Origin of the sequence: Limnobacter sp. UBA3528, assembly GCF_002377005.1 — a bacterium.
GTDB lineage: Bacteria > Pseudomonadota > Gammaproteobacteria > Burkholderiales > Burkholderiaceae_B > Limnobacter.
In genome coordinates this window covers 54,054-73,256 of sequence record NZ_DFOZ01000022.1, presented here as the reverse complement: position 1 = coordinate 73,256, position 19,203 = coordinate 54,054, and the positions used below count along the sequence as shown (strand labels likewise).

Here is a 19,203-nt window from a genome sequence, read left to right as displayed (position 1 = left end):
AAGTTACCTCGTGTATTCCATCTGTGGGCTGTTGAACAGGCACAGACTCAGTCTGTTATTTCTGGGTGGCGTTACCACGGTGTCGCCTTGGTTTAACCAAGCTGCTTGACCAAATACGCCAATCCATTCAGTGTCGGGAAAACTGGACAACACAGTGGCGATGTCATTGTCGTCGGCATGGCACATTTGGCTGCGTTCGAAACCCGCGAAAAGGATTCCCACGTCAGGCGCCTTGGCACTGAAATGAGCCGTCACCGCGGGCATCCAATCGTGAATTTCCCTGTCGATGGCCTTGGGGGTGCGGTGGGCCAGTCGAACCTTTTGCCCTTTGAGGACCGGCGCAGCCAGCCCTAGGGTACCATCGGCATGAATTTCCATCACGGGTATCCAGCTTTCGCCTTTGTCGTGCACCACCTGCAAACGCATGCCCACCGGGCGCGGTTGCTCGCCCGGGCATTGAAGTGCTGTGGCCGCTTTTTCATGGCCTACGCGAATCAGGAACAGGCCGTTGCTTTCGGTCACTGTTTGATAGGGTCCTAGAAATGTGAGTCCCTCAGAGTTGAGAATCACGGGAGTTTGCACCAGCAGCTGGGTTGCACAAATAGCTTCACCGCAAATGCGACCGTGCTCAACGCGTGGCATTTTTGCGTAATTTGCACCATACGACAACAAGCCCAGTGTGTCGGCCTGCACCACGCTTGAGTCGGGTTCGCTCTCGGCCACTACCCAATGGTCGGTCAGTACTTGCTCGTGCTCCACCATGCACAGCTTCAGCGCAGTGTGCCTCGCAGGAATATTGTCTTGCGGCATTTCAAATTCTTTGCCAAACACAGCGACCAATATTGTGGGCTCGTTGCTGTACACCTGGCCCTGGCCCAACAGGCCAGAGGCACAACCTCCCCACACATTCATACAGTTGGTTTTGCTGACACACATCTGTGCCAGGTCCTGCAAAAGCGGCGCGAAATGGGGAGTGCACAACAAAATGACCCGGCTGATGTAGTCGGAGTGGCGGCGAAGTCCAGCTTTTTCGACAGCACTTTCAATCAGCGTACTCGCGTCTTCAAGACTGGCATCACTGAACACCTGAACGCAAATAGCGTGGGTCATGTTGTTTTCTTTTTGAATTCGCACAAGTCCACGATACTACAACGAGTGCATTCGGGTTTGCGTGCTTTGCACACATAGCGACCATGCAAAATCAGCCAATGGTGGGCGTTTAACATAAACTCTTGGGGCACCAGCTTCAACAATCGTTTTTCAACTTCCAGTACGTCTTTTCCAGGGGCTATACCTGTGCGGTTACTAATCCGGAAAATATGCGTATCGACAGCCATGGTGGGCTGTCCAAATGCGGTGTTCAATACCACGTTTGCTGTTTTGCGACCAACGCCCGGAAGGCTTTCAAGTGCTTCCCGGTCAGCCGGAACCTCGCCATTGTGCTGGTCCCGCAAAATTTCGGCAGTTTGCACAAGGTGCTTGGCTTTGGATCGGAAAAGACCAATGGTTTTGATGTAACCCTCTACCCCGGCTACACCAAGCGCCGCGATGGATGCTGGTGTATTTGCGACAGCGAACAGTTTCCGCGTGGCGATATTCACGCCTTTGTCGGTGGCCTGTGCGCTCAGCAACACTGCAGCCAGCAGTTCAAACGGCGTTGAATACTCCAGCTCGGTTTTTGGTTCGGGATTGGCCTGCTGAAACCGTTTGAAAATCTCGGTACGCTTTTCTTTGTTCATGGTGTTTGTGCCTGCCGCCGTGCCCGCGCCCTGGCCAGTGCGGCTTGTACCACCGCTTTTTTGGCTGCTGCCTCGGGGCTGGGAGTGTCGTCTAGCTCGTCGAGTTTGTGAATTGCTTTGGCTTCGAGTCTTTCTGCCTGTTCTTCTTTTTGCCGTTCTAAGCGTATTTCGCGAGTTTGCATGCGAGTACGGGCAGCATGCGCCTGGGTTTGATCCCAAGCGCTGAATTCAGGCATGAACACCATATCGATGCAGTCGACGGGACAAGGCGGAATGCACAGCTCGCAGCCCGTGCAAAGCTCGGCCAGCACGGCATGCCTGCGTTTGCTACTTCCCACGATTGCGTCAACAGGGCACGCCTTGATGCACAAAGTGCAGCCGATGCAATGTTGAGGGTGAATGCTGGCGATGTGACGCTCAATGGTAGTGCCGCAGCTGGGGTCAACTGGTTTTTCTGGAAGATTCAACAGGGCAGCCAACGCGACGATTGTACTCTCGCCGCCGGGGGGGCACCGGTTTAAATCGGCCTCACCGCTCGCCAAGGCCTTGGCGTAGGGTAAGCAGCCCTCAAACCCACATTGAGTGCATTGGGTTTGAGGAAGTAGATCGTCTATTTGATGTACAAGTTGCTCATGCATTCTTGGCTATGAATTCGCGGATTTTCGGATAAACCTTCTCGCGCCAACGGCGACCGCTGAAGATACCATAGTGTCCGCATTCCATGGCTTCGTAATGTTCTTTCTTGTCCACAGGCAGGTTTTTGCACAGCTTGAGCGCAGCCTTGGTTTGACCTGGACCAGAAATATCGTCCAACTCGCCTTCAATGGTTAATAGCGCCACTGTTTTTACGTCTTCGGGTTTGACCTGCTGGCCTCGAACTTCCCAAGTGCCAAGTGGCAAGGCGTGATCTTGAAACACGGTTTTGATCGTGTCCAAATAATATTCAGCCGGCATATCAAGCACGGCATTGTATTCGTCGTAAAATTGGCGGTGGCTTTCAGCGCTTTCCCCATCACCTTCAACCAGGTGCATGTAAAAGTCGTAATGGCTTTGGGCATGTTTGTCCGGGTTCATGCTGACAAAACCCAAATGCTGCAAAAAGCCTGGATACACGCGGCGCAGGTAGCCTGGGTAGGTGTGGGGTACGCTGTAAATTACATTGTTTTCAAACCAGGAGTAGGGCTTTTTGGTGGCCAGATTGTTCACCTCGGTGGGGCTTTCACGGGTGTCAATCGGGCCGCCCATCATGGTCATGCTTTTGGCCTGTTTGGGGTCTTTGTTGGATGCCATCAGCGACACGGCAGCCATCACCGGTACAGTGGGTTGGCACACTGAGATCAGGTGAACATCGGGACCCAGAAGTTGAATGAATTCGATGCAGTAATGCACATAATCGTCCAAGCGGAATTCGCCTTCAGACAGGGGAACCATGCGCGCGTCAACCCAATCGGTGATGTACACATCGTGGTCTTGAAGCAGCGTTTTGACTGTGTCTCGCAGCAGGGTGGAGTGATGACCAGACAAGGGCGCAAATACCAATACCTTGGGTTGTGGCTTCAAGGGTTTGGATTCGGCGGGAATCATTTTGCGGAAATGAATCAGTTTGCAAAATGGCTTGGTTTCAACAATTTCCTGAGCAATAGATACTTCGCGATCGCCGCACTTGACTGTGGTAATTCCGAATTCAGGTTTCTCATATTCCTTGCCCAAGCGGTACATCAATTCGAAACCCGCTGAAATACGACGTGCCATGGGCAAATGCGCCAAAGGGCTGAATGGATTGCTGTATAGCTTAGAACCTGCTTCTGCCCAGATGGTCATGGGGTTTAACAGCGCTCGCTGAAATTCGTGCATTTGATACAGCATTGAAAGTGCCTCCGGCTTTATTAGGCGATTGTCTTGATTTGACAATTATGTGTCAGGTTCCTGACGATTATCTTGCAAACATTGCTGCAACGCAACATGTTTGAATGATTCTTCGATCACCAATAGTTTTCAACCGCGATTTCACCTGGGGTGTTTCGTCTTGCTGGTGAATAGCCTTTTGATTTCAGTACCTTGCGTATGTCAGTAACCATCTCGGGGTTGCCGCAAATCATGAATCGACTGCGTTCAACATTCATGGGTAAGCCTGTGTGTTTGGCCAAGATGCCTTGTTCCAGCAGTGCGGTAATCCGTTCATCCAGGCAATTCGGTATCTTCTCGCGGGTGACCACAGGTACGTAAACAAATCGTTTTTTGACGTTCTCGATTAATTCGCTAAACACGGGATGTTCAACAAACCCGTTGATCATGTCTTGGTAAACCAGTTCCTCAGCCGTGCGGGCACTGTGCACCAGCACGATGTTTTCAAACTGTTCCCAAGTGTGAGGGTCATGAAGGATCGAGAGAAACGGTGCCAGACCTGTGCCCGAGCCCAACAACCAGAGATCTTTGCCGGTTTCAAAGCGGGCGGTGGTGAGAAAGCCGAAGTTGGTTTTGTCGATGTAGATGGGAGAGCCCACCTTCAGCTGGCTTAGGTGACTGGTGAAAGCCCCGTTGGGTACGACAATCGAGAAAAACTCGAGATGTTCGTCAAACGGACCGGAAACCATGGAATAGGCTCGCCAGATAATTTCTGGTTCAGCGGGCAGTTGCAGCGTGTTGTCAACACCCAGCCTTGCAAATTGGCCCGCGGTGAAGCGAAAGCCAGTTGGGCGGGTACAAGTGAAGGAAAACAATTTGCCCGGTACCCAGACTCGTAAGCTGGTAATTGTTTCACGGGTGTATTTGTCTTCAACTTCACTCATGGTGCTACTCGATGGGTACTACCTTGGAGCCGATTACTTCTCAAGGTATTGCAGCTTGTCTTTCACATCTTTCCAGTCATCGGCATCGGGCAGATGCGCCTTCATGCGAGTAATGCTTGGCCAATCTTTGGCCAGTTCTACGTTCATGTCGATGAATTTCACCTGGTCGGCAGGCACATCTTCCTCGGCATAAATCGCGTTGACGGGGCATTCAGGAATGCAAACGGCGCAGTCGATACACTCGTCTGGATCGATTACCAAAAAATTGGGGCCTTCGCGAAAACAGTCGACTGGGCATACGTCCACACAATCGGTGTATTTGCACTTGATGCAAGACTCGGTAACTACGTGTGTCATGGTGAAAATGATTGGTTAGACAAGATAACGAGACATTGTAATCGATTGGACCGCATTGCACCTGAATCTCCGCTCGAATTCACCAACTGGCATGGGGCATACCCTAGGGGCGACAGTGGCGTGGTTTTTCTATAATGATTACTACGAATATCTGCCTAGGGTGCACTTTGAGCCAATCTTTCAACGACGACGACCTGGATACCACCGCGGCTCGTTCAGAAATTCTGAGCCGGATTCGCAGCCTCCAGTCTCGGCCTGTCACCATGCACGAGAACGAGATGACCCTGGCCAAGGGGTATCTGGCCAGGAAAACCCGAGGACCTGCACCAAGCCCGTTTGAGAACGTGGTGGCTTTGTTTGAGGAGAAATCCCGGGCGATGCTTTGCACTGTTCAACGGGTGAAGTCGACTGCGGAGGTGGCCCAAGCCTGTGCGGCCTTTCTTGCCGAGAATGAATTGAACGGCACTGTGGCTATTTGGCCGTCGTTGAATCAGTTGGACTGGTCCGTGTTGCCGCATGAGGCGCGTTTGGGTGCCCCGACAGGCGATGATCTGATCGGTATCAGCGCTGTGGCGTGCGCGGTGGCGGAAACCGGAACCCTGGTTTTTGCCAGCAAAACCGACGAACCTGCCAGCACGCACTTGCTGCCTGAAACTCACATTGCGATTGTTCGGGAAGAGCAAGTGGTACACACCATGGAAGACGCATTTGAGCTTTTGAGAAAAGAAAGTCGGATAATGCCGCGTGCATTGAACTTTGTGTCTGGCCCTTCACGTACAGCCGACATTGAACAAACCATTGTGCTGGGCGCGCATGGTCCATACAGGGTGCATTTAATTTTGGTCGGCAAATAAGCATGCGCGACGACTCCCGGCGACGCTTTGTAAAAAAGGCCTTGGTGGCGGGTGCTGCAGGAGCCATGGTCACTCCAGTGGCTTCCCAGTCTGCTGCCTTGGTCAAAACAGCAAAACCTGTCGTATTCAAGTTCCAAAGCACTTGGCCCACCAAAGACATTTTCAATGAGTTTGCCCAGGATTTCGCAAAGAAGGTGAACGACATGTCGGGCGGCGAGTTGCGCATTGATGTGTACCCCACCAACAGCATTGTGAAAGCTTTCGGTATTCAGAATGCTGTGCACAAAGGGCAGCTTGACGGTGGTCATGGAGTTCCAACTTATTGGCATGATCGCCACGCTGCCTTTTCCCTGTTCGGCAGCGGCCCCAGTTTTGGCATGAGCTCGAACCAGATTCTGGCGTGGTTTCAGTACGGCGGTGGTCAACAGCTCTATGACGAACTGGTTCAAAAAGAAATGAACTTGAATATTCAAGGCTTCATGTACGGGCCATTGACACCCCAGCCTTTGGGCTGGTTCAAGAATCGGATCGAGAGCATCAAAGACCTCGACAAAATGCGTTTTCGCGCTGTAGGTTTGGCCGCAGAAGTGTTCAAGGAACTTGGCCTGACCACCACCGCCTTGCAGCCCGCCGATATTGTGCCCTGGCTGGACAAAGGCCTGATTGATGCGGCGGAGTTCAACAACCCCAGTTCCGATCGTGCTTTGGGCTTTCCAAGTGTCTCGTCGGTGTGCATGATTCGCAGCTTTCACCAAAGCAGTGAGGTATTTGAAGTTATCTTCAACAAGCAGCGTTTTGACAGTTTGCCATTTGCGTTGCGCTCGATTATTCGATACGCCTTGCAGGCTTCCTCTGCTGATTTAAGCTGGAAGGCCTCTGACCGGTTTTCAACTGATTACGAGGAAATGCGCCGCAAACAAGGCGTTCGCTATTACGTGACTCCTGATGATATTTTGAAGGCACAGCTGACTGCGTGGCGCAAAATCATTGCGCGCGAATCAGCCAACAGTCGGATTTTCAAGCGCATCATTGATTCCCAAATGCGTTTTGCCAAACGTGTGGTTGGTTTTGAGAATGACCTGACACCTTCTTCTAAAATGGCCTTCGATTTTTGGTTCTCTACCGTGTAAACCCAGGCTGGGTTAATATGCAGCCATAACACCTTCAAGAGTGAGCCAACATGTCTGATATTCACGCCCGCAAAACACACAATTTGACCCTGGAAGAAGCCAAGCAAACTGCGCAGAAACTGGCAGATCAACTTCAAAAAGAATTCCAGCTGGATAGCCAGTGGCAAGGCAACACCTTGAACTTCACGCGTTCGGGTGTGAAGGGCAAACTGGACGTAACCGACAAAGATGTCACTGTCGATATTTCCTTGGGTTTTATGCTGAAGGCGTTCAAAGGAAAAATTCAGGCCGAAATCGACAAAAATATCGACAAGATGTTTGCCTGAAAAGGTGGATTGGATTGAATCAGAACTTCACACTTAAAAAGTCAGCAACGCTGGGATAGCGAAGACGGAATCCCAGCTTTTTCTGATTCAACGATTCGATTCGCCGCGATTCCGACATGAAGCTCCACATCATGGGGCTGACCATTCGTTTCACCTCTTCCCGTGAAAAGCGGGGTGGGCGTGGAAGCTGATAAGCATCGGCCACCATATCAAAGTAGTCTCCCATTTTGCTGGGTTTCGCATCGCAGGCGTTCAGCACCTCAAAGGTACCGCCTTTGTAATTGACCCATCGGCTTAAACGGCCCAAATCGAGTTCGTGAATGTGGTTTGACCACGCATCTTCATCAGGCAGCAAGGCAGGTGTGCGGTTTTTGATGCGGTCAATTGGCAATCGGTCATCGCCATAAATACCCGGTGCACGCAGCAGGTGTACGTGCACACCATGTTTTAAACCCAAACGCAGTTGGGTTTCTGCATGAACACGCCGTTTGGCCCTTTCTGATTGGGCATTCAGTGGAGTGTATTCATTGATCCATTGCCCTTGCGCATTGCCATAAACACCAGTGGTAGATACGTAGCTGATGCGTGGAGCGGGTTTGCCGTGGGCTTTGGCACGCGTGGCGGCCCACAACACCAGTTTCTTCAGTGTGTTGTCGGTGTTTAGTGATGCGTTGGGTGGGGCCATCCAGACAATTCGGTGACCCAGCGAAATAAGACGCAACAAGTCTTGTTTTGAGTTCAGGTCGATCGCAAGTGGTCGCGTGTTGTGGGCCAAGATGGCAGCGCGCTTTGCTGCCGTGTCTGCCCCAGGGCGGTAAGTCGCTGTAAAATGTTGATCTGGAAAGGTTTGCAACAAGACCAAGCCCACTTGCCCGCAGCCCGCAACGCTAATTTTGCTTTGCCGAAAGCGACGGGGCAAACTGCGTTTGAAAAATAACCCGTCGGGTTTGTCGATGTCACGGAAAGTAGTTTGATGATTCACAACGTAGAAATTCTTCCCAGTCAAAAACAGTTTGAATGCGAGTCTGACGATACTCTGTTGTCGGCAGCACTGCGCGCAAACGTCATTTTGCCATATGGCTGCAAAGACGGTGCATGTGGATCTTGCAAGGCCGATTTGCTTGAAGGCCAGGTGGATTATGGCACCTACCAGTCACGCGCCCTGAGCGAAGAAGAGCGTGTACGCGGGAAGGTGCTCACCTGTTGTGCAAAACCATTGGGCCCTGTGAAATTGAAAGTTCGAGAGCTTTCCGGTTTGGGTGATATTCCCATCAAGAAGATGCCGTGTCGTTTGCAGAGCCTCGAAAAGCCAGCGAGCGACGTGGCAATTCTCAAGTTGCAGTTACCCGCCAATGAGGTGTTGCAATTCAATGCCGGGCAGTACATTGAATTCATGTTGCGCGATGGATCTCGACGCAGTTACTCGCTGGCCAACGCACCCTATCAAGAAGGTGGAATCGAGCTTCATATTCGTCACATGCCGGGTGGCTTGTTCACTGACCATGTATTCAACACCATGAAAGAAAGAGAAATTCTGCGTTTTGAAGGACCGTTCGGTACATTTTTCTTGCGCGACGACTCTACAAAGCCTGTGGTGTTGTTGGCCAGTGGCACTGGTTTTGCCCCAATTAAATCGTTATTGGAACAGGCCTTTTTCAAGAACAGCAGCCGTGATTTTGTGTTGTATTGGGGTGCTCGAACCAAGGCTGACTTGTACCTGCTTGATTTACCCATTCGGTGGATGGCCGATCATTCAAATTTCAAATTTGTGCCGGTGCTTTCCGATGCAAGCCCGGCCTGCAACTGGAGAGGGCGAACAGGTTTTGTGCATCACGCGGTGATGCAGGATTTCCCGGATTTGAGCGCGCACCAAGTGTATGCCTGTGGTGCACCTATTGTGATTGAGTCAGCGCAGCGTGATTTCACTGCCCAGTGTGGCTTGCCCGAGGATGAGTTTTTTGCAGACTCTTTCACCTCAATGGCAGATGCCTGATCGACAAAGCAGCTTTTATTGCGGCACTTGCCCCAGATAGGTCTCACGGATTCTGGGGTCATTAATCAGTTCACTGGCCAAGCCTTCGTAATCTATCAAACCGGAGTCCATTACATAGGCGCGATTCGCCAGTTGCAGGGCAATGTGTGCATTTTGCTCCACCAGCAATATGGTCATGCCTTGCTGGTGTACCTGTTGAATGACTTCAAAAATTTTCTCAACCATCAATGGGGCCAAGCCCATGCTGGGTTCGTCCAGCAGCAGCAAATCAGGTTTGCCCATTAGGGCCCGTGCCATTGCCAACATCTGCTGTTCTCCACCACTCAAGGTTCCAGCAGATTGCTTTAGTCGTTCTTTGATGCGTGGAAACAATGTCAGCAGATGGTCGAGATCAGCATTGAGCTCTGCTTGTGGGCACCCAGTTTGCAAGCGCGCGTTTGCGCCCAACTCAAGATTTTCCAACACGGTCATGCGTGCAAAAATTCCGCGTCCTTCTGGTACCAAGGCCAAACCGTTTTTTAGTCTTTCATGTGCAGGCAGCGTAATCAGGTCAATTGAACTTTTGAGGGTTGCTGCATGGGCCTGGAAGGGCAATAAGCCCGCAATGGCTTTCATGGTCGATGTCTTGCCCGCGCCGTTGCAGCCAATCAGGCAGACCAGTTCACCCTGTTGCACCTGAAAATTTAAGCCCTTGACCGCTTGAATGCCACCGTAGGCCACGGTGAGACCCTGAATATCCAATATGGTGTTCGGCAGAGTGTTTCGGACAGCATTACGCATGGTGAAGCCCCCCAAGATAAGCTTCAATCACGGCAGGGGACTGCTGTACCTGTGCAGGGGTGCCTTGTGCAATTATTTTGCCGTAGTCCAACACAGTAACCTCGTCACAAATACCCATGACCAGTTTGACATCGTGTTCAATCAGCAGTATTGATTTTCCATCTTGTCGAATTTGAAGCAGCAACTCGCGCAGCTTTAATTTCTCTGTTGCGTTCATGCCGGCAGCCGGTTCGTCCAGCGCCAGTAATGCAGGCTCACTGGCCAAGGCGCGTGCAATTTCAAGTCGACGTTGATCGCCGTATGAAAGCTGCCCGGCCAGGTGATTGCTGTAGGCGCCAATGCCCACGTAATGCAACCAATGCAGGGCACGCTGCCGAACCTGTTCTTCCTCCCTGCGTTGTGCAGGGGTACGAAGTACCGCACCGAACACACCCTGACTGGTTTTGCTGTGCATACCCACAGCCACATTTTCAAGCGCTGTCATGCTTTTGAACAAACGAATATTTTGGAAGGTGCGGGCCAAACCCATTTGGGCAACATGGTGGGGCGAAGCAGGGTTGTAGGTTTTGCCCTTGAATGCAAAGAGCCCAACATCGGGTGTGTACAAACCCGTAATCAGGTTAAAGCAGGTGGTTTTACCCGCGCCATTCGGACCAATTAGCCCAATGACTTGCCCGGTTTGAATGCTCAGGCTGACATCATCCACGGCAGCAATACCGCCGAAGTTTTTTTTCAGGTTAGTGGCGCTAAACAATGGCGTGTTCATTTGCGATGTGGCCAAAGCCCATTTGGGCGATACAGCATCACCAACACCATGGTGAGCCCATAGATCAAGGAGCGAAGTATTTCGGCATCCACCAGCACAGTACCAAACAAAAACTCTTGAACGGGTGTAACCACTTGCCGCAGCATTTCCGGAAAACCTGCCAGCAAAAGTGCGCCCAATATAACGCCAGGAATGTGACCCATCCCGCCCAACACCACCATGCAAAGCACAATGATTGATTCCATTAGACCAAAGGATTCCGGGCTGATAAAGCCCTGAAACGCAGAAAACATGGCCCCAGCAACGCCACCGAAAGAGGCTCCCAGTGCGAAGGCCAGCAATTTCATGTTGCGGGTGTTAATTCCCATCGATTTTGCCGCAATTTCGTCGTCGCGGATCGCTGTCCATGCTCGTCCAATTCGGCTGTTTTGTAGTCGCATGCAAATAACAATAATGATGAGAGTGAGGGCGAGAAACAGGTAGTAGTAAAGGTGAAGCGCAGGAACCTCGATGCCGAATAAATCAACTGTGCGTGAAAAACGAACCCCCGCAATTTCCACGGGTTCAATCATGTTGATGCCTTGAGGGCCGTTGGTGATGTTGACTGGGGCATTCAGATTGTTCAAAAACAGTCGAATGATTTCACCGAAACCCAGGGTAACAATAGCCAGGTAGTCGCCTCGCAGCCGAAGAGTGGGCGCACCCAGAAGTACACCAAACAGCGCAGCAATCAGTGCACCCAGTGGAATCATTAACCAAATGGAAAGATGAAGACCATCGGGAAAGAGGGCGGCAATGGTTTCGAAGTTGTCGGTTAAATGGGGTGAGGCGAGTAAACCGTAAACATAGGCCCCCACGGCATAAAATGCGATATACCCCAGATCGAGCAAGCCTGCGAAGCCCACCACAATGTTGAGCCCCAACGCCAACATCACATACAGCAATGCGATGTTCAAAATTCGAACCCAGCTGTTACCGATCAAGCCCGCGACCCAGGGCAGTGCAGCCAGTGCGACTGCGACCAGCAGGAATCCGATGATCTGTTGATGGCGATTGGCAAGTTTATTCATGCGCGATCCGACACCCTTTCACCCAGCAGGCCTGATGGTCGAAGGGTTAGCACCAAAATCAACACCGCGAACGCGAAGATATCTTGGTAGTGCGAACCCAAAAAACCACCCGTCAACTGCCCCAGGTAACCGGCCCCGAGGCTCTCGACAATACCCAAAAGCAGGCCACCCAACATGGCACCGTAAATATTGCCGATACCGCCGAGTACCGCAGCAGTAAATGCTTTTAATCCCGGCAAAAACCCCATGTAGAAATGAGCCACTGAATAATTGGCAGCCACCATGACACCGGCCACTCCAGCCAAAGCCGCACCAATTACAAACGTGGCGGCAATCACTGAATTTGCATTGATTCCCATGAGGCCAGCCAGTTGAGGGTTTTCGGATGTAGCGCGCATCGCTTTGCCCAAGCGGGTTTTATTCACTGTGTAAGTGAGCCCAAACATAAGTGCTGCGGACACTACAACGATCAGAAGTTGAACCGGGGTGATGGAGACGATTCTTTCGTAATCGCTTTCAAGACTGGGAGCAAAGGTGTGCAAAACAATGGGGTCTGTGGGCAGAGTGGCTGGAAAAATAAGGTAATTCCGCCCCCAAATAATCATGGCGAGGGTTTGCAAAATAATTGAAACGCCAATGGCGGAGATCAAAGGTGCCAGGCGGGGGGCATTGCGCAAGGGGCGATAGGCAAAGCGTTCAATGGAGAAGCTAACCAACATGCACACAGGCACAGCGCACAGCACACCCACCAGAAAAAGCATCCAGCCAGGTGTTTCCGGAAACAGTCCCAGAAACAAGGTGATTGCGCTGAAAGCCACCATGGCTCCAATCATGACAACCTCGCCGTGCGCGAAATTGATCAACCCCAAAACGCCGTACACCATGGTGTATCCAAGTGCCACCAAAGCATAAATGCTGCCAAGCACCAGGCCGTTGATCAGTTGTTGCGCAAATATATCCATATACGCCAAAGCAATTGAGAGAAGGGTGACCAGAAAAAGAATAGAGCAATTTGTGTTTGGCTTCGGTGCCATTCTTCAGAAAGAAGTCAGTTAATTGACAGGTCAACCCATTACCGGTTTAGATGCTACATTGGCGGAATCAATCCTAAAAACAAGTTGGAGGTGGTCATGAACCTTTCTCGTTCCTGGCATTTAAAACATTCATTGTTGTGTACATCTGTGTTGATGGCTTTGGTAAGCGGTGCAGTTCAAGCCAAAGAGGTGTTGGTCAAGATAGGGCACATTGCTCCGCTCTCTGGGCCGCAGGCGCATTACGGCAAAGACAATGAATCGGGTGCCAGGCTGGCGATTGAGGATTTGAACAAAATGAAAATTCAGCTGGATGGGGGCACTGCCAAGTTTCAGTTGATTGCAGAAGACGATGCTGCCGATCCAAAAACTGGTGCAATCGTTGCCCAAAAATTGTGTGACATGAAGGTCAATGGCATTGTGGGGCATCTGAATAGTGGCACCACAATTCCCGCATCGCGCATTTATTACGATTGCGGCATTCCTCAAATCACACCGTCCGCTACTACACCCAAAGTGACCAAGCAGGGATTTGAGTCCGTCTTCAGGGTGATTGCGCATGATGGCGTGCTAGGTGTTGCCTTGGCCAAATATGCTGTCGATGAAATGAAGGCGAAAAGGGTTGTGGTCATTGATGACCGCACGGGTTATGGACAACCGTTGGCGGATATTTTTACCAAGCAGTTGGAGGCCAAGGGTGTCAAGGTGCTGGAGCGCCACTACACCAACGACAAAGCGACCGACTTCGCAGCAATTTTGACCTCGGTAAAGCGCGTGAACCCTGACCTGGTTTTTTACGGCGGCATGGATGCACAAGCTGGCCCTATGTTGCGTCAAATGAAGCAGTTGGGCATCAAGGCAAAGTTAATTGGCGGTGATGGCATTTGCACCGCTGAGTTGATGCGTTTGGGTGGTGACAATGTGGGTTCGAATGTACTTTGTGCTGAGGGCGGTATGGCTTTGAGCAAAATGCCAGGTGGACCAGCATTCGAAAAGCGATACAAAGCCCAGTTCAAGACTGACATTCAGGTTTATGCCCCTTTCGTTTACGACGCTGTCATGACCATGGGCATGGCCATGAAAAATGCAAAGTCAGCCGATCCCAAGAAGTATCTTCCGAAGTTGAAAGACATACGATATGACGGTGTGATCGGAACTATCGCATTTGACGAAGTGGGCGATGTGCTGAATGCAGCAGTGACCTTGAACTCTTACGGCCCTCAAGGAAAATTTCCAGTGAAGGTTGTGAATTAAGCGACTTCAAATAAAAAAAGCCAAGGCGCAACACCTTGGCTTTTTTGAGTTGCTTGCCCACTGATTACAGAGCAAGAACCCAAGCTGCCAATTTCTTGGCTTCTTCTTCGGTCACGTTTTGAGCAGGCATGGGAACTGGACCCCAAACGCCCTTGGTGCCGTTCTTGATTTTGCCGGCCAGCATTGCTTCTGCACCTGCTTGGCCTTTGTACTTGGCTGCCACGTCTTTAAAGGCTGGGCCAACTACTTTTTTCTGAACCTGGTGGCAGGCCAAGCACGCTTTGCTCTTGGCCAATGCTTCGTCGGCGCTGGCTGACAACGGCAGAGCAACCATGGTGGCTGCAATCGCCAAGACACCCATTTGCTTGATCATACTGAACTCCTCACTTTGTTACAGTTAGCACATTAATAACGTCTCGGGCGTCATTTTGGCAGACAACACAGTTGTTTGTCATGTGAAACAGCATGATTTTTATCCTTCTGGGCATCCTTTTGCTCACAATGAAACTTGGCGGTGTGCATCCTGTGATCAATTGGGAGTGGTTTTCCATCGCTTTGCCGTTTCTCATGGCCATTTGCTGGTTTGAACTTTTCGAGCCTTGGCTTGGCCTGGATGTTCGCCGACAACAGTTTAGAAGGCGCCAGCTGGAGGCGAGGATTCGACATTTTCAAAATAAAAAACCCCGACGACAACGCCGGGGTTTTCCGTTTAAATAAATCGCTGGGTGGTTTACAGGTCGAGATCGCCATCGGTGACTGCACCCTTGCTGGCGCTACTGGCCAAGGCTGCGAATTTGGCCAGCACACCAGTGGTGTAGCGTGGCTTGGGTTTTACCCAGCTTTCACGACGCTTCGCCAGTTCTTCCTCACTCACGTTGATCTGTAACAATTTCTGATGTGCGTCCATCGTGATGGAGTCACCTTCCTTGATCAGCGCGATCGGGCCGCCAACGTAGGCCTCTGGCGCAACGTGGCCGACCACCATACCCCAGGTGCCACCGGAAAAGCGGCCGTCGGTGATCAGGCCGACTGTTTCTCCCAAGCCCTTGCCAATGATTGCCGAGGTTGGGGCCAACATTTCCGGCATGCCTGGACCGCCTTTGGGGCCCAAGTAGCGAAGAATAATCACGTCGCCGTCTTTGATCTTGTCGCCCAAAATTGCGTCCATCGCGCTTTGTTCGTCGTCAAAAACCTTGGCTGGTCCGGTAATTACAGGGTTTTTGAGGCCTGTGATCTTGGCCACAGCACCCTCGGGTGCCAGGTTGCCTTTCAGAATCGCCAAGTGGCCTTGCTTGTACAGGGCTTTTTCGATCGGCATGATCACGTTTTGATTCGCGCGGGGCACTGAAGGAATATCGGCCAGGGTTTCTGCAATGGTTTTGCCAGTGATGGTGATGCAATCGCCATGCAACAGGCCCGCATCCAACAAAATTTTCATGACTTGTGGAATACCACCGGCATCGTGCAGGTCAGTGGCAACGTATTGGCCAGAAGGCTTCAGGTTGCAAATGACTGGTGTGCGCAAGCGCACGCGTTCAAAGTCTTCGTAGCTCCAGGCCACATCTGCTGCTTTTGCAATGGCCAGGAAGTGCAGTACCGCGTTGGTGGAACCACCGGTGGCCATCAGCACGGCCACAGCATTTTCAATCGACTTCTTGGTGATGATGTCGCGGGGCTTCAAGTCGTTGCGAACCGCTTCGATCAAGACGCGAGCGGACTCTTCAGTTGAAGTGACTTTCTCTGCGTCAATGTTCGACATGGTGCTGGAGTAGGGCAGGCTCATGCCCAAAGCTTCGAATGCCGAGCTCATGGTGTTGGCGGTGTACATGCCACCACAGGAACCGGAACTCGGGCAGGCGTTCTTCTCGATACCCTTGAAGTCTTCCTCGCTCATGCGGCCAGCCGTGAATTCGCCCACGGCTTCGAAGGCAGACACAATGGTCAGGTCTTTGCCCTTGTAACGCCCCGGCTTGATAGTGCCGCCATAAACGTAAATGCCTGGCACGTTCATGCGGGCCATGCCGATCATGCCGCCGGGCATGTTCTTGTCGCAGCCGCCGATCACCAACACGCCGTCCATCCACTGGCCCTGTACCGCAGTTTCGATGCAGTCCGCGATGACCTCGCGGCTGACCAGTGAATACTTCATGCCTTCGGTGCCCATGCTCATGCCATCGGAGATGGTGGGGGTGCCGAAAATTTGTGGATTGCCACCAGCCTCTTTCACTGCTTTCACAGCCGCATCTGCCAAAGGCTGCAAGCCGCTGTTGCAAGGCGTGATGGTGGAATGGCCATTGGCAATGCCAATCATGGGGTTATTGAAGTCTTCGTCTTTGTAACCCATGGCGAAATACATCGCGCGGTTGGGCGAACGGGCCACGCCCTGGGTAATGTTCTTGGAACGTCGATTGATGCTCATTGCAAAAGCTCGCTGGTGGATTTTGATTCAAAACGAGAATTTACCATTTTATGGTGCACCGCTGGGCGCTTGAAGGCACTCATTCATCAAAGGGTAGTCCCTAGGGCAGTACAATTGAGCAGTTTTAATTACCCGGGCGCTCCATGTTTGTTCATCCTGAATTTGATCCGATTGCCATCTCGATCGGTCCTGTGGCCATTCGCTGGTATGGCTTGATGTATTTGCTCGCCTTTGTGGCTTTCATCATGCTGGCCAAACGTCGTTTGCATTTGTTCCCGGCCATCAAAATGTCTGATGTGGACAATATGCTGACCTGGGCCGTCTTGGGGGTCATTCTGGGGGGGCGCTTGGGCTATGTGTTTTTCTACAAACCCGACTATTACATGGCCAACCCGGGCGAGATTCTCGCAATTTGGGAAGGCGGTATGTCTTTTCATGGCGGCTTTTTGGGCGTGTTGCTGGTGTGTTTTGTGTACGGCAGCTACAAAGGCTGGAAGTTTTTTGATGTGATGGATTTTGTCGCGCCAGCAGTGCCCATTGGTTTGGCCTTGGGGCGCTTGGGCAACTTTATCAACGGCGAGTTGTGGGGGCGCCCAACCGATGGTTGGTGGGGTGTTGTGTTTCCACAGGCCGGTGACGCCATTGCGCGCCACCCATCGCAGTTGTATCAAATGAGCCTGGAAGGCATCGCCTTGTTCATCGGTCTGTGGTGGTTTGCAAGCAAACCCCGTCCGCGTGCAGCAGTATCTGCCTGGTTTTTGATTGGCTACGGCGCAGCTCGTTTTGTAGTGGAGTATGCGCGGGAACCGGACCGGTTTTTGGGCACGCTTTCTCTGGGATTGTCGATGGGGCAATGGTTGTGCGTGCCCATGATTCTGGGTGGATTTGCCTTGTTGGCTTGGTCAAAAAACAAGCCTACTGGACTTGAAACCATGACAGCGCTGGAAGCCGCCCAAGCCAAAGCTGGCAAGGGCAGCAAGCGTAGCAAGTAACGCGAACTCAGAAACCCGTAACCGCCTTGTAAATCATCGACAGTGCAATAAAAGAAAGTAACAGAGCGAAAATGCGTTTGATCTTTTTGACGGGCAGGGTGTGCGCCAGCCTTGCTCCGTATGGGGCAAACAGCACACTCATCGCCGCGACGCACCCCACGGCGGGTAAATACACGTAGCCCAATGATCCGGTTGGCATGCCTTGCAAATGTTGGCCGTTGATCACATAAGCGACACTTGAAAACACTGCAATCGGAAAGCCCAGTGCCGCTGAGGTGGCGACCGCATTGCGCAGATTGATGTTGCTCCACACCATAAAGGGCACCGACAAGAATCCGCCACCGGCGCCTACAATTGCAGAGGCCGCACCAATCAAGCTGCCCACGGCTGCCAGCCCTGTTTTTCCGGGCAAAGTGCGGGTGGGTTTGGGTTTTTTGTCGGCATACATTTGGTAGGCGGAAAAAATGACGAACGCACCAAATACCAGAGCCAGTTCTTTGGTCGGTAAATACGAGACCACTTTTGACCCGGCAAACCCGCCGATGAGAATACCGGGGGTCAGGAATTTCACGATGTCCCACCGCACTGCGCCTGCCTTGTGGTGTGCACGCATGCTCGAAATGCTGGTGAACATGATAATGGCCAGGGAGGTTGCAATCGAGGAGTGCACCACATGCTCTACCGGCACGCCTTGGCTTACCATCAGGAAGGTGAGAAAGGGCACCAGCAGCATGCCACCACCAATACCCAACAAGCCAGCCAATACGCCGCTGACTACGCCCAAAACAAGCAGAGAAACAATGAAAACCGGATCGAACATGGTGATTGAATTATTGGGTTTAAGTTGATTTGAATAAAAAAAGAGGCGATTGAACATGGGTTCAATCGCCCCGGTATGGGGTCTCTGCCGATGCCATACTGGCCCGATCCCTGAACCTAAGGTTCAAGTGGGTCGCAGTGTTAGGGTCTTTAGGTTTCCCTGACTAAGAGGGAATCACACCGACCCTGAAAAATCCGCAACCGGGATCACAGATATTGGTTCACGGAATACTGACCAATACAGACACGGCAGAGATAAAACAAAATTCTTTACTCGAACAAGTCGGCGTTTTTGGGTTTACTTGCGCCCGGGTTATTTAGGCTGCCATCTACCATTTGCTCGATAGCCTCGATTTTACGCTCAATCGTCTCAATGTCCAGTCCTAAAACAGGGTTGGAAGGGTTACTACCAACGAGCGATTCATGGGCAATCTGCAAGGCTGCCATGACAGCAATTTTATCGAGTCCAACAACCTTGCCCGTGTTGCGAATGCTGGACATTTTTGTTTCTACTATGTTTACGGCCTGCTGCAAGGCGGCACGTTCCTCGGGCTTGCAGGCGATACGGAACTCCCGCCCCATAATTTTCACGTCAAGTGCTTCCAATTATTCCTCCGAGTTCAATTCAAGTTCAGGGAACCATTGATTCAGCATTTGGTTGATTTGACCTTGTGCATGATTCACTTTCTTGTGAAGTAATTCATTCTCCCGGCGCAGGGCTTCAACTTGTTCCTTGGCCGACTTGGCGTCAAACCGGCTTTGCTCAAGGGCCTTGGCCAGGCTGGACACTTTGACTTGAAGTTCGTCGAGTTTCGCAAGCAGTGATTGCGTCATTGGCTGGCTCCATCTTCGGGTAATAATTCCCGAGGGTTGCTGTTGTTGGT

The 19,203-nt window shown here is 51.6% G+C and carries 23 protein-coding genes and 1 other RNA gene; 6 read left to right on the top strand and 18 right to left on the bottom strand.

Going from position 1 to position 19,203, the window contains the following annotated elements; genetic code table 11:
• Nucleotides 1–3: 3 nt before the first annotated feature.
• The 6 genes from B4N58_RS06475 to fdxA form a co-directional block, all read right to left on the bottom strand.
• The gene (locus B4N58_RS06475; protein ID WP_291747169.1) at nt 4–1,110 is read right to left on the bottom strand and encodes a hypothetical protein; all 1,107 of its coding nucleotides are present in this window, start codon (nt 1,108–1,110) and stop codon (nt 4–6) included.
• Nucleotides 1,107–1,739 carry an endonuclease III gene (gene nth / locus B4N58_RS06470; RefSeq protein ID WP_008248668.1) on the bottom strand — a complete coding sequence of 211 codons (633 nt, stop codon included), beginning with the start codon at nt 1,737–1,739 and terminating at the stop codon, nt 1,107–1,109. Before nth ends, B4N58_RS06475 begins: the two co-directional genes overlap by 4 nt.
• The gene (locus B4N58_RS06465; RefSeq protein ID WP_291747165.1) at nt 1,736–2,377 is read right to left on the bottom strand and encodes an RnfABCDGE type electron transport complex subunit B; all 642 of its coding nucleotides are present in this window, start codon (nt 2,375–2,377) and stop codon (nt 1,736–1,738) included. Before B4N58_RS06465 ends, nth begins: the two co-directional genes overlap by 4 nt.
• A complete protein-coding gene (locus B4N58_RS06460) occupies nt 2,370–3,605 on the bottom strand; it encodes a polyhydroxyalkanoate depolymerase (protein ID WP_008248663.1) in 1,236 nt (411 codons plus the stop codon). Before B4N58_RS06460 ends, B4N58_RS06465 begins: the two co-directional genes overlap by 8 nt.
• Before the next feature lie 116 nt (nt 3,606–3,721).
• Nucleotides 3,722–4,528, bottom strand: coding sequence for a ferredoxin--NADP reductase (locus B4N58_RS06455; protein ID WP_171099620.1), 807 nt, complete (start codon nt 4,526–4,528; stop codon nt 3,722–3,724).
• Between the two features lie 33 nt (nt 4,529–4,561).
• Nucleotides 4,562–4,885, bottom strand: a complete 324-nt coding sequence (fdxA, locus tag B4N58_RS06450; RefSeq protein WP_008248660.1) for a ferredoxin FdxA — start codon at nt 4,883–4,885, stop codon at nt 4,562–4,564.
• A gap of 167 nt (nt 4,886–5,052) precedes the next feature.
• Here fdxA and B4N58_RS06445 point away from each other — a divergent pair, with 167 nt between their 5' ends.
• Genes B4N58_RS06445 through B4N58_RS06435 form a run of 3 tightly spaced genes read left to right on the top strand, consistent with a single transcriptional unit; the run spans nt 5,053 to nt 7,195 of the window.
• On the top strand, nt 5,053–5,739 hold the full coding sequence (locus B4N58_RS06445; protein ID WP_291747159.1) for a LutC/YkgG family protein: 687 nt from the start codon (nt 5,053–5,055) through the stop codon (nt 5,737–5,739).
• Between the two features lie 2 nt (nt 5,740–5,741).
• Nucleotides 5,742–6,869, top strand: coding sequence for a TRAP transporter substrate-binding protein (locus tag B4N58_RS06440; protein ID WP_008248654.1), 1,128 nt, complete (start codon nt 5,742–5,744; stop codon nt 6,867–6,869).
• Nucleotides 6,870–6,919: 50 nt separating this feature from the next.
• Nucleotides 6,920–7,195, top strand: coding sequence for a polyhydroxyalkanoic acid system family protein (locus B4N58_RS06435; RefSeq protein ID WP_008248652.1), 276 nt, complete (start codon nt 6,920–6,922; stop codon nt 7,193–7,195).
• A 19-nt stretch (nt 7,196–7,214) separates the two neighbouring features.
• Here B4N58_RS06435 and B4N58_RS06430 read toward each other — a convergent pair whose 3' ends face one another.
• Nucleotides 7,215–8,177, bottom strand: a complete 963-nt coding sequence (locus B4N58_RS06430; protein WP_291747153.1) for an SDR family NAD(P)-dependent oxidoreductase — start codon at nt 8,175–8,177, stop codon at nt 7,215–7,217.
• Between B4N58_RS06430 and B4N58_RS06425 the strand changes: the two genes are divergently transcribed.
• Nucleotides 8,169–9,188, top strand: a complete 1,020-nt coding sequence (locus tag B4N58_RS06425; RefSeq protein ID WP_291747150.1) for a CDP-6-deoxy-delta-3,4-glucoseen reductase — start codon at nt 8,169–8,171, stop codon at nt 9,186–9,188. The genes B4N58_RS06430 and B4N58_RS06425 overlap by 9 nt on opposite strands.
• 15 nt (nt 9,189–9,203) lie before the next feature.
• Here B4N58_RS06425 and B4N58_RS06420 read toward each other — a convergent pair whose 3' ends face one another.
• Genes B4N58_RS06420 through B4N58_RS06405 form a run of 4 tightly spaced genes read right to left on the bottom strand, consistent with a single transcriptional unit; the run spans nt 9,204 to nt 12,688 of the window.
• On the bottom strand, nt 9,204–9,968 hold the full coding sequence (locus B4N58_RS06420) for an ABC transporter ATP-binding protein (protein WP_291747147.1): 765 nt from the start codon (nt 9,966–9,968) through the stop codon (nt 9,204–9,206).
• Nucleotides 9,961–10,734 carry an ABC transporter ATP-binding protein gene (locus B4N58_RS06415; protein WP_291747145.1) on the bottom strand — a complete coding sequence of 258 codons (774 nt, stop codon included), beginning with the start codon at nt 10,732–10,734 and terminating at the stop codon, nt 9,961–9,963. The genes B4N58_RS06420 and B4N58_RS06415 overlap by 8 nt, the downstream gene beginning before the upstream one ends.
• Nucleotides 10,731–11,804, bottom strand: a complete 1,074-nt coding sequence (locus B4N58_RS06410) for an ABC transporter permease subunit (protein ID WP_008248644.1) — start codon at nt 11,802–11,804, stop codon at nt 10,731–10,733. Before B4N58_RS06410 ends, B4N58_RS06415 begins: the two co-directional genes overlap by 4 nt.
• Nucleotides 11,801–12,688 (bottom strand): branched-chain amino acid ABC transporter permease, encoded by an 888-nt coding sequence (locus B4N58_RS06405; protein ID WP_369745844.1) that lies wholly within the window; start codon nt 12,686–12,688, stop codon nt 11,801–11,803. The genes B4N58_RS06410 and B4N58_RS06405 overlap by 4 nt, the downstream gene beginning before the upstream one ends.
• Before the next feature lie 246 nt (nt 12,689–12,934).
• Here B4N58_RS06405 and B4N58_RS06400 point away from each other — a divergent pair, with 246 nt between their 5' ends.
• The gene (locus B4N58_RS06400) at nt 12,935–14,089 is read left to right on the top strand and encodes a branched-chain amino acid ABC transporter substrate-binding protein (protein WP_291747139.1); all 1,155 of its coding nucleotides are present in this window, start codon (nt 12,935–12,937) and stop codon (nt 14,087–14,089) included.
• Nucleotides 14,090–14,153: 64 nt separating this feature from the next.
• Here the strand turns inward: B4N58_RS06400 and B4N58_RS06395 are convergent, their stop codons facing one another.
• From B4N58_RS06395 to ilvD, 3 genes are read right to left on the bottom strand one after another with little or no spacing between them, the layout of a single operon-like run.
• Nucleotides 14,154–14,462: a c-type cytochrome gene (locus B4N58_RS06395; protein WP_008248641.1), complete on the bottom strand. Its 309-nt coding sequence runs from the start codon at nt 14,460–14,462 to the stop codon at nt 14,154–14,156.
• Nucleotides 14,463–14,512: 50 nt separating this feature from the next.
• Nucleotides 14,513–14,839, bottom strand: coding sequence for a hypothetical protein (locus B4N58_RS15695; protein WP_291747135.1), 327 nt, complete (start codon nt 14,837–14,839; stop codon nt 14,513–14,515).
• A complete protein-coding gene (ilvD, locus tag B4N58_RS06385) occupies nt 14,820–16,508 on the bottom strand; it encodes a dihydroxy-acid dehydratase (protein WP_291747133.1) in 1,689 nt (562 codons plus the stop codon). Before ilvD ends, B4N58_RS15695 begins: the two co-directional genes overlap by 20 nt.
• A gap of 143 nt (nt 16,509–16,651) precedes the next feature.
• On the opposite strand from ilvD, the gene lgt reads away from it, so the two are divergent.
• A complete protein-coding gene (gene lgt, locus B4N58_RS06380; RefSeq protein WP_008248626.1) occupies nt 16,652–17,500 on the top strand; it encodes a prolipoprotein diacylglyceryl transferase in 849 nt (282 codons plus the stop codon).
• Nucleotides 17,501–17,507: 7 nt separating this feature from the next.
• Here lgt and B4N58_RS06375 read toward each other — a convergent pair whose 3' ends face one another.
• From B4N58_RS06375 to B4N58_RS06360, 4 genes are all read right to left on the bottom strand, one after another.
• The gene (locus B4N58_RS06375) at nt 17,508–18,377 is read right to left on the bottom strand and encodes a sulfite exporter TauE/SafE family protein (protein WP_008248624.1); all 870 of its coding nucleotides are present in this window, start codon (nt 18,375–18,377) and stop codon (nt 17,508–17,510) included.
• Nucleotides 18,378–18,397: 20 nt separating this feature from the next.
• A non-coding RNA gene (gene ssrS / locus B4N58_RS06370) (6S RNA) lies at nt 18,398–18,578 on the bottom strand.
• A gap of 11 nt (nt 18,579–18,589) precedes the next feature.
• Nucleotides 18,590–18,925, bottom strand: a complete 336-nt coding sequence (locus B4N58_RS06365) for a cell division protein ZapA (protein ID WP_008248622.1) — start codon at nt 18,923–18,925, stop codon at nt 18,590–18,592.
• Nucleotides 18,926–19,153, bottom strand: coding sequence for a hypothetical protein (locus tag B4N58_RS06360; RefSeq protein ID WP_008248620.1), 228 nt, complete (start codon nt 19,151–19,153; stop codon nt 18,926–18,928).
• Between the last annotated feature and the right edge of the window lie 50 nt (nt 19,154–19,203).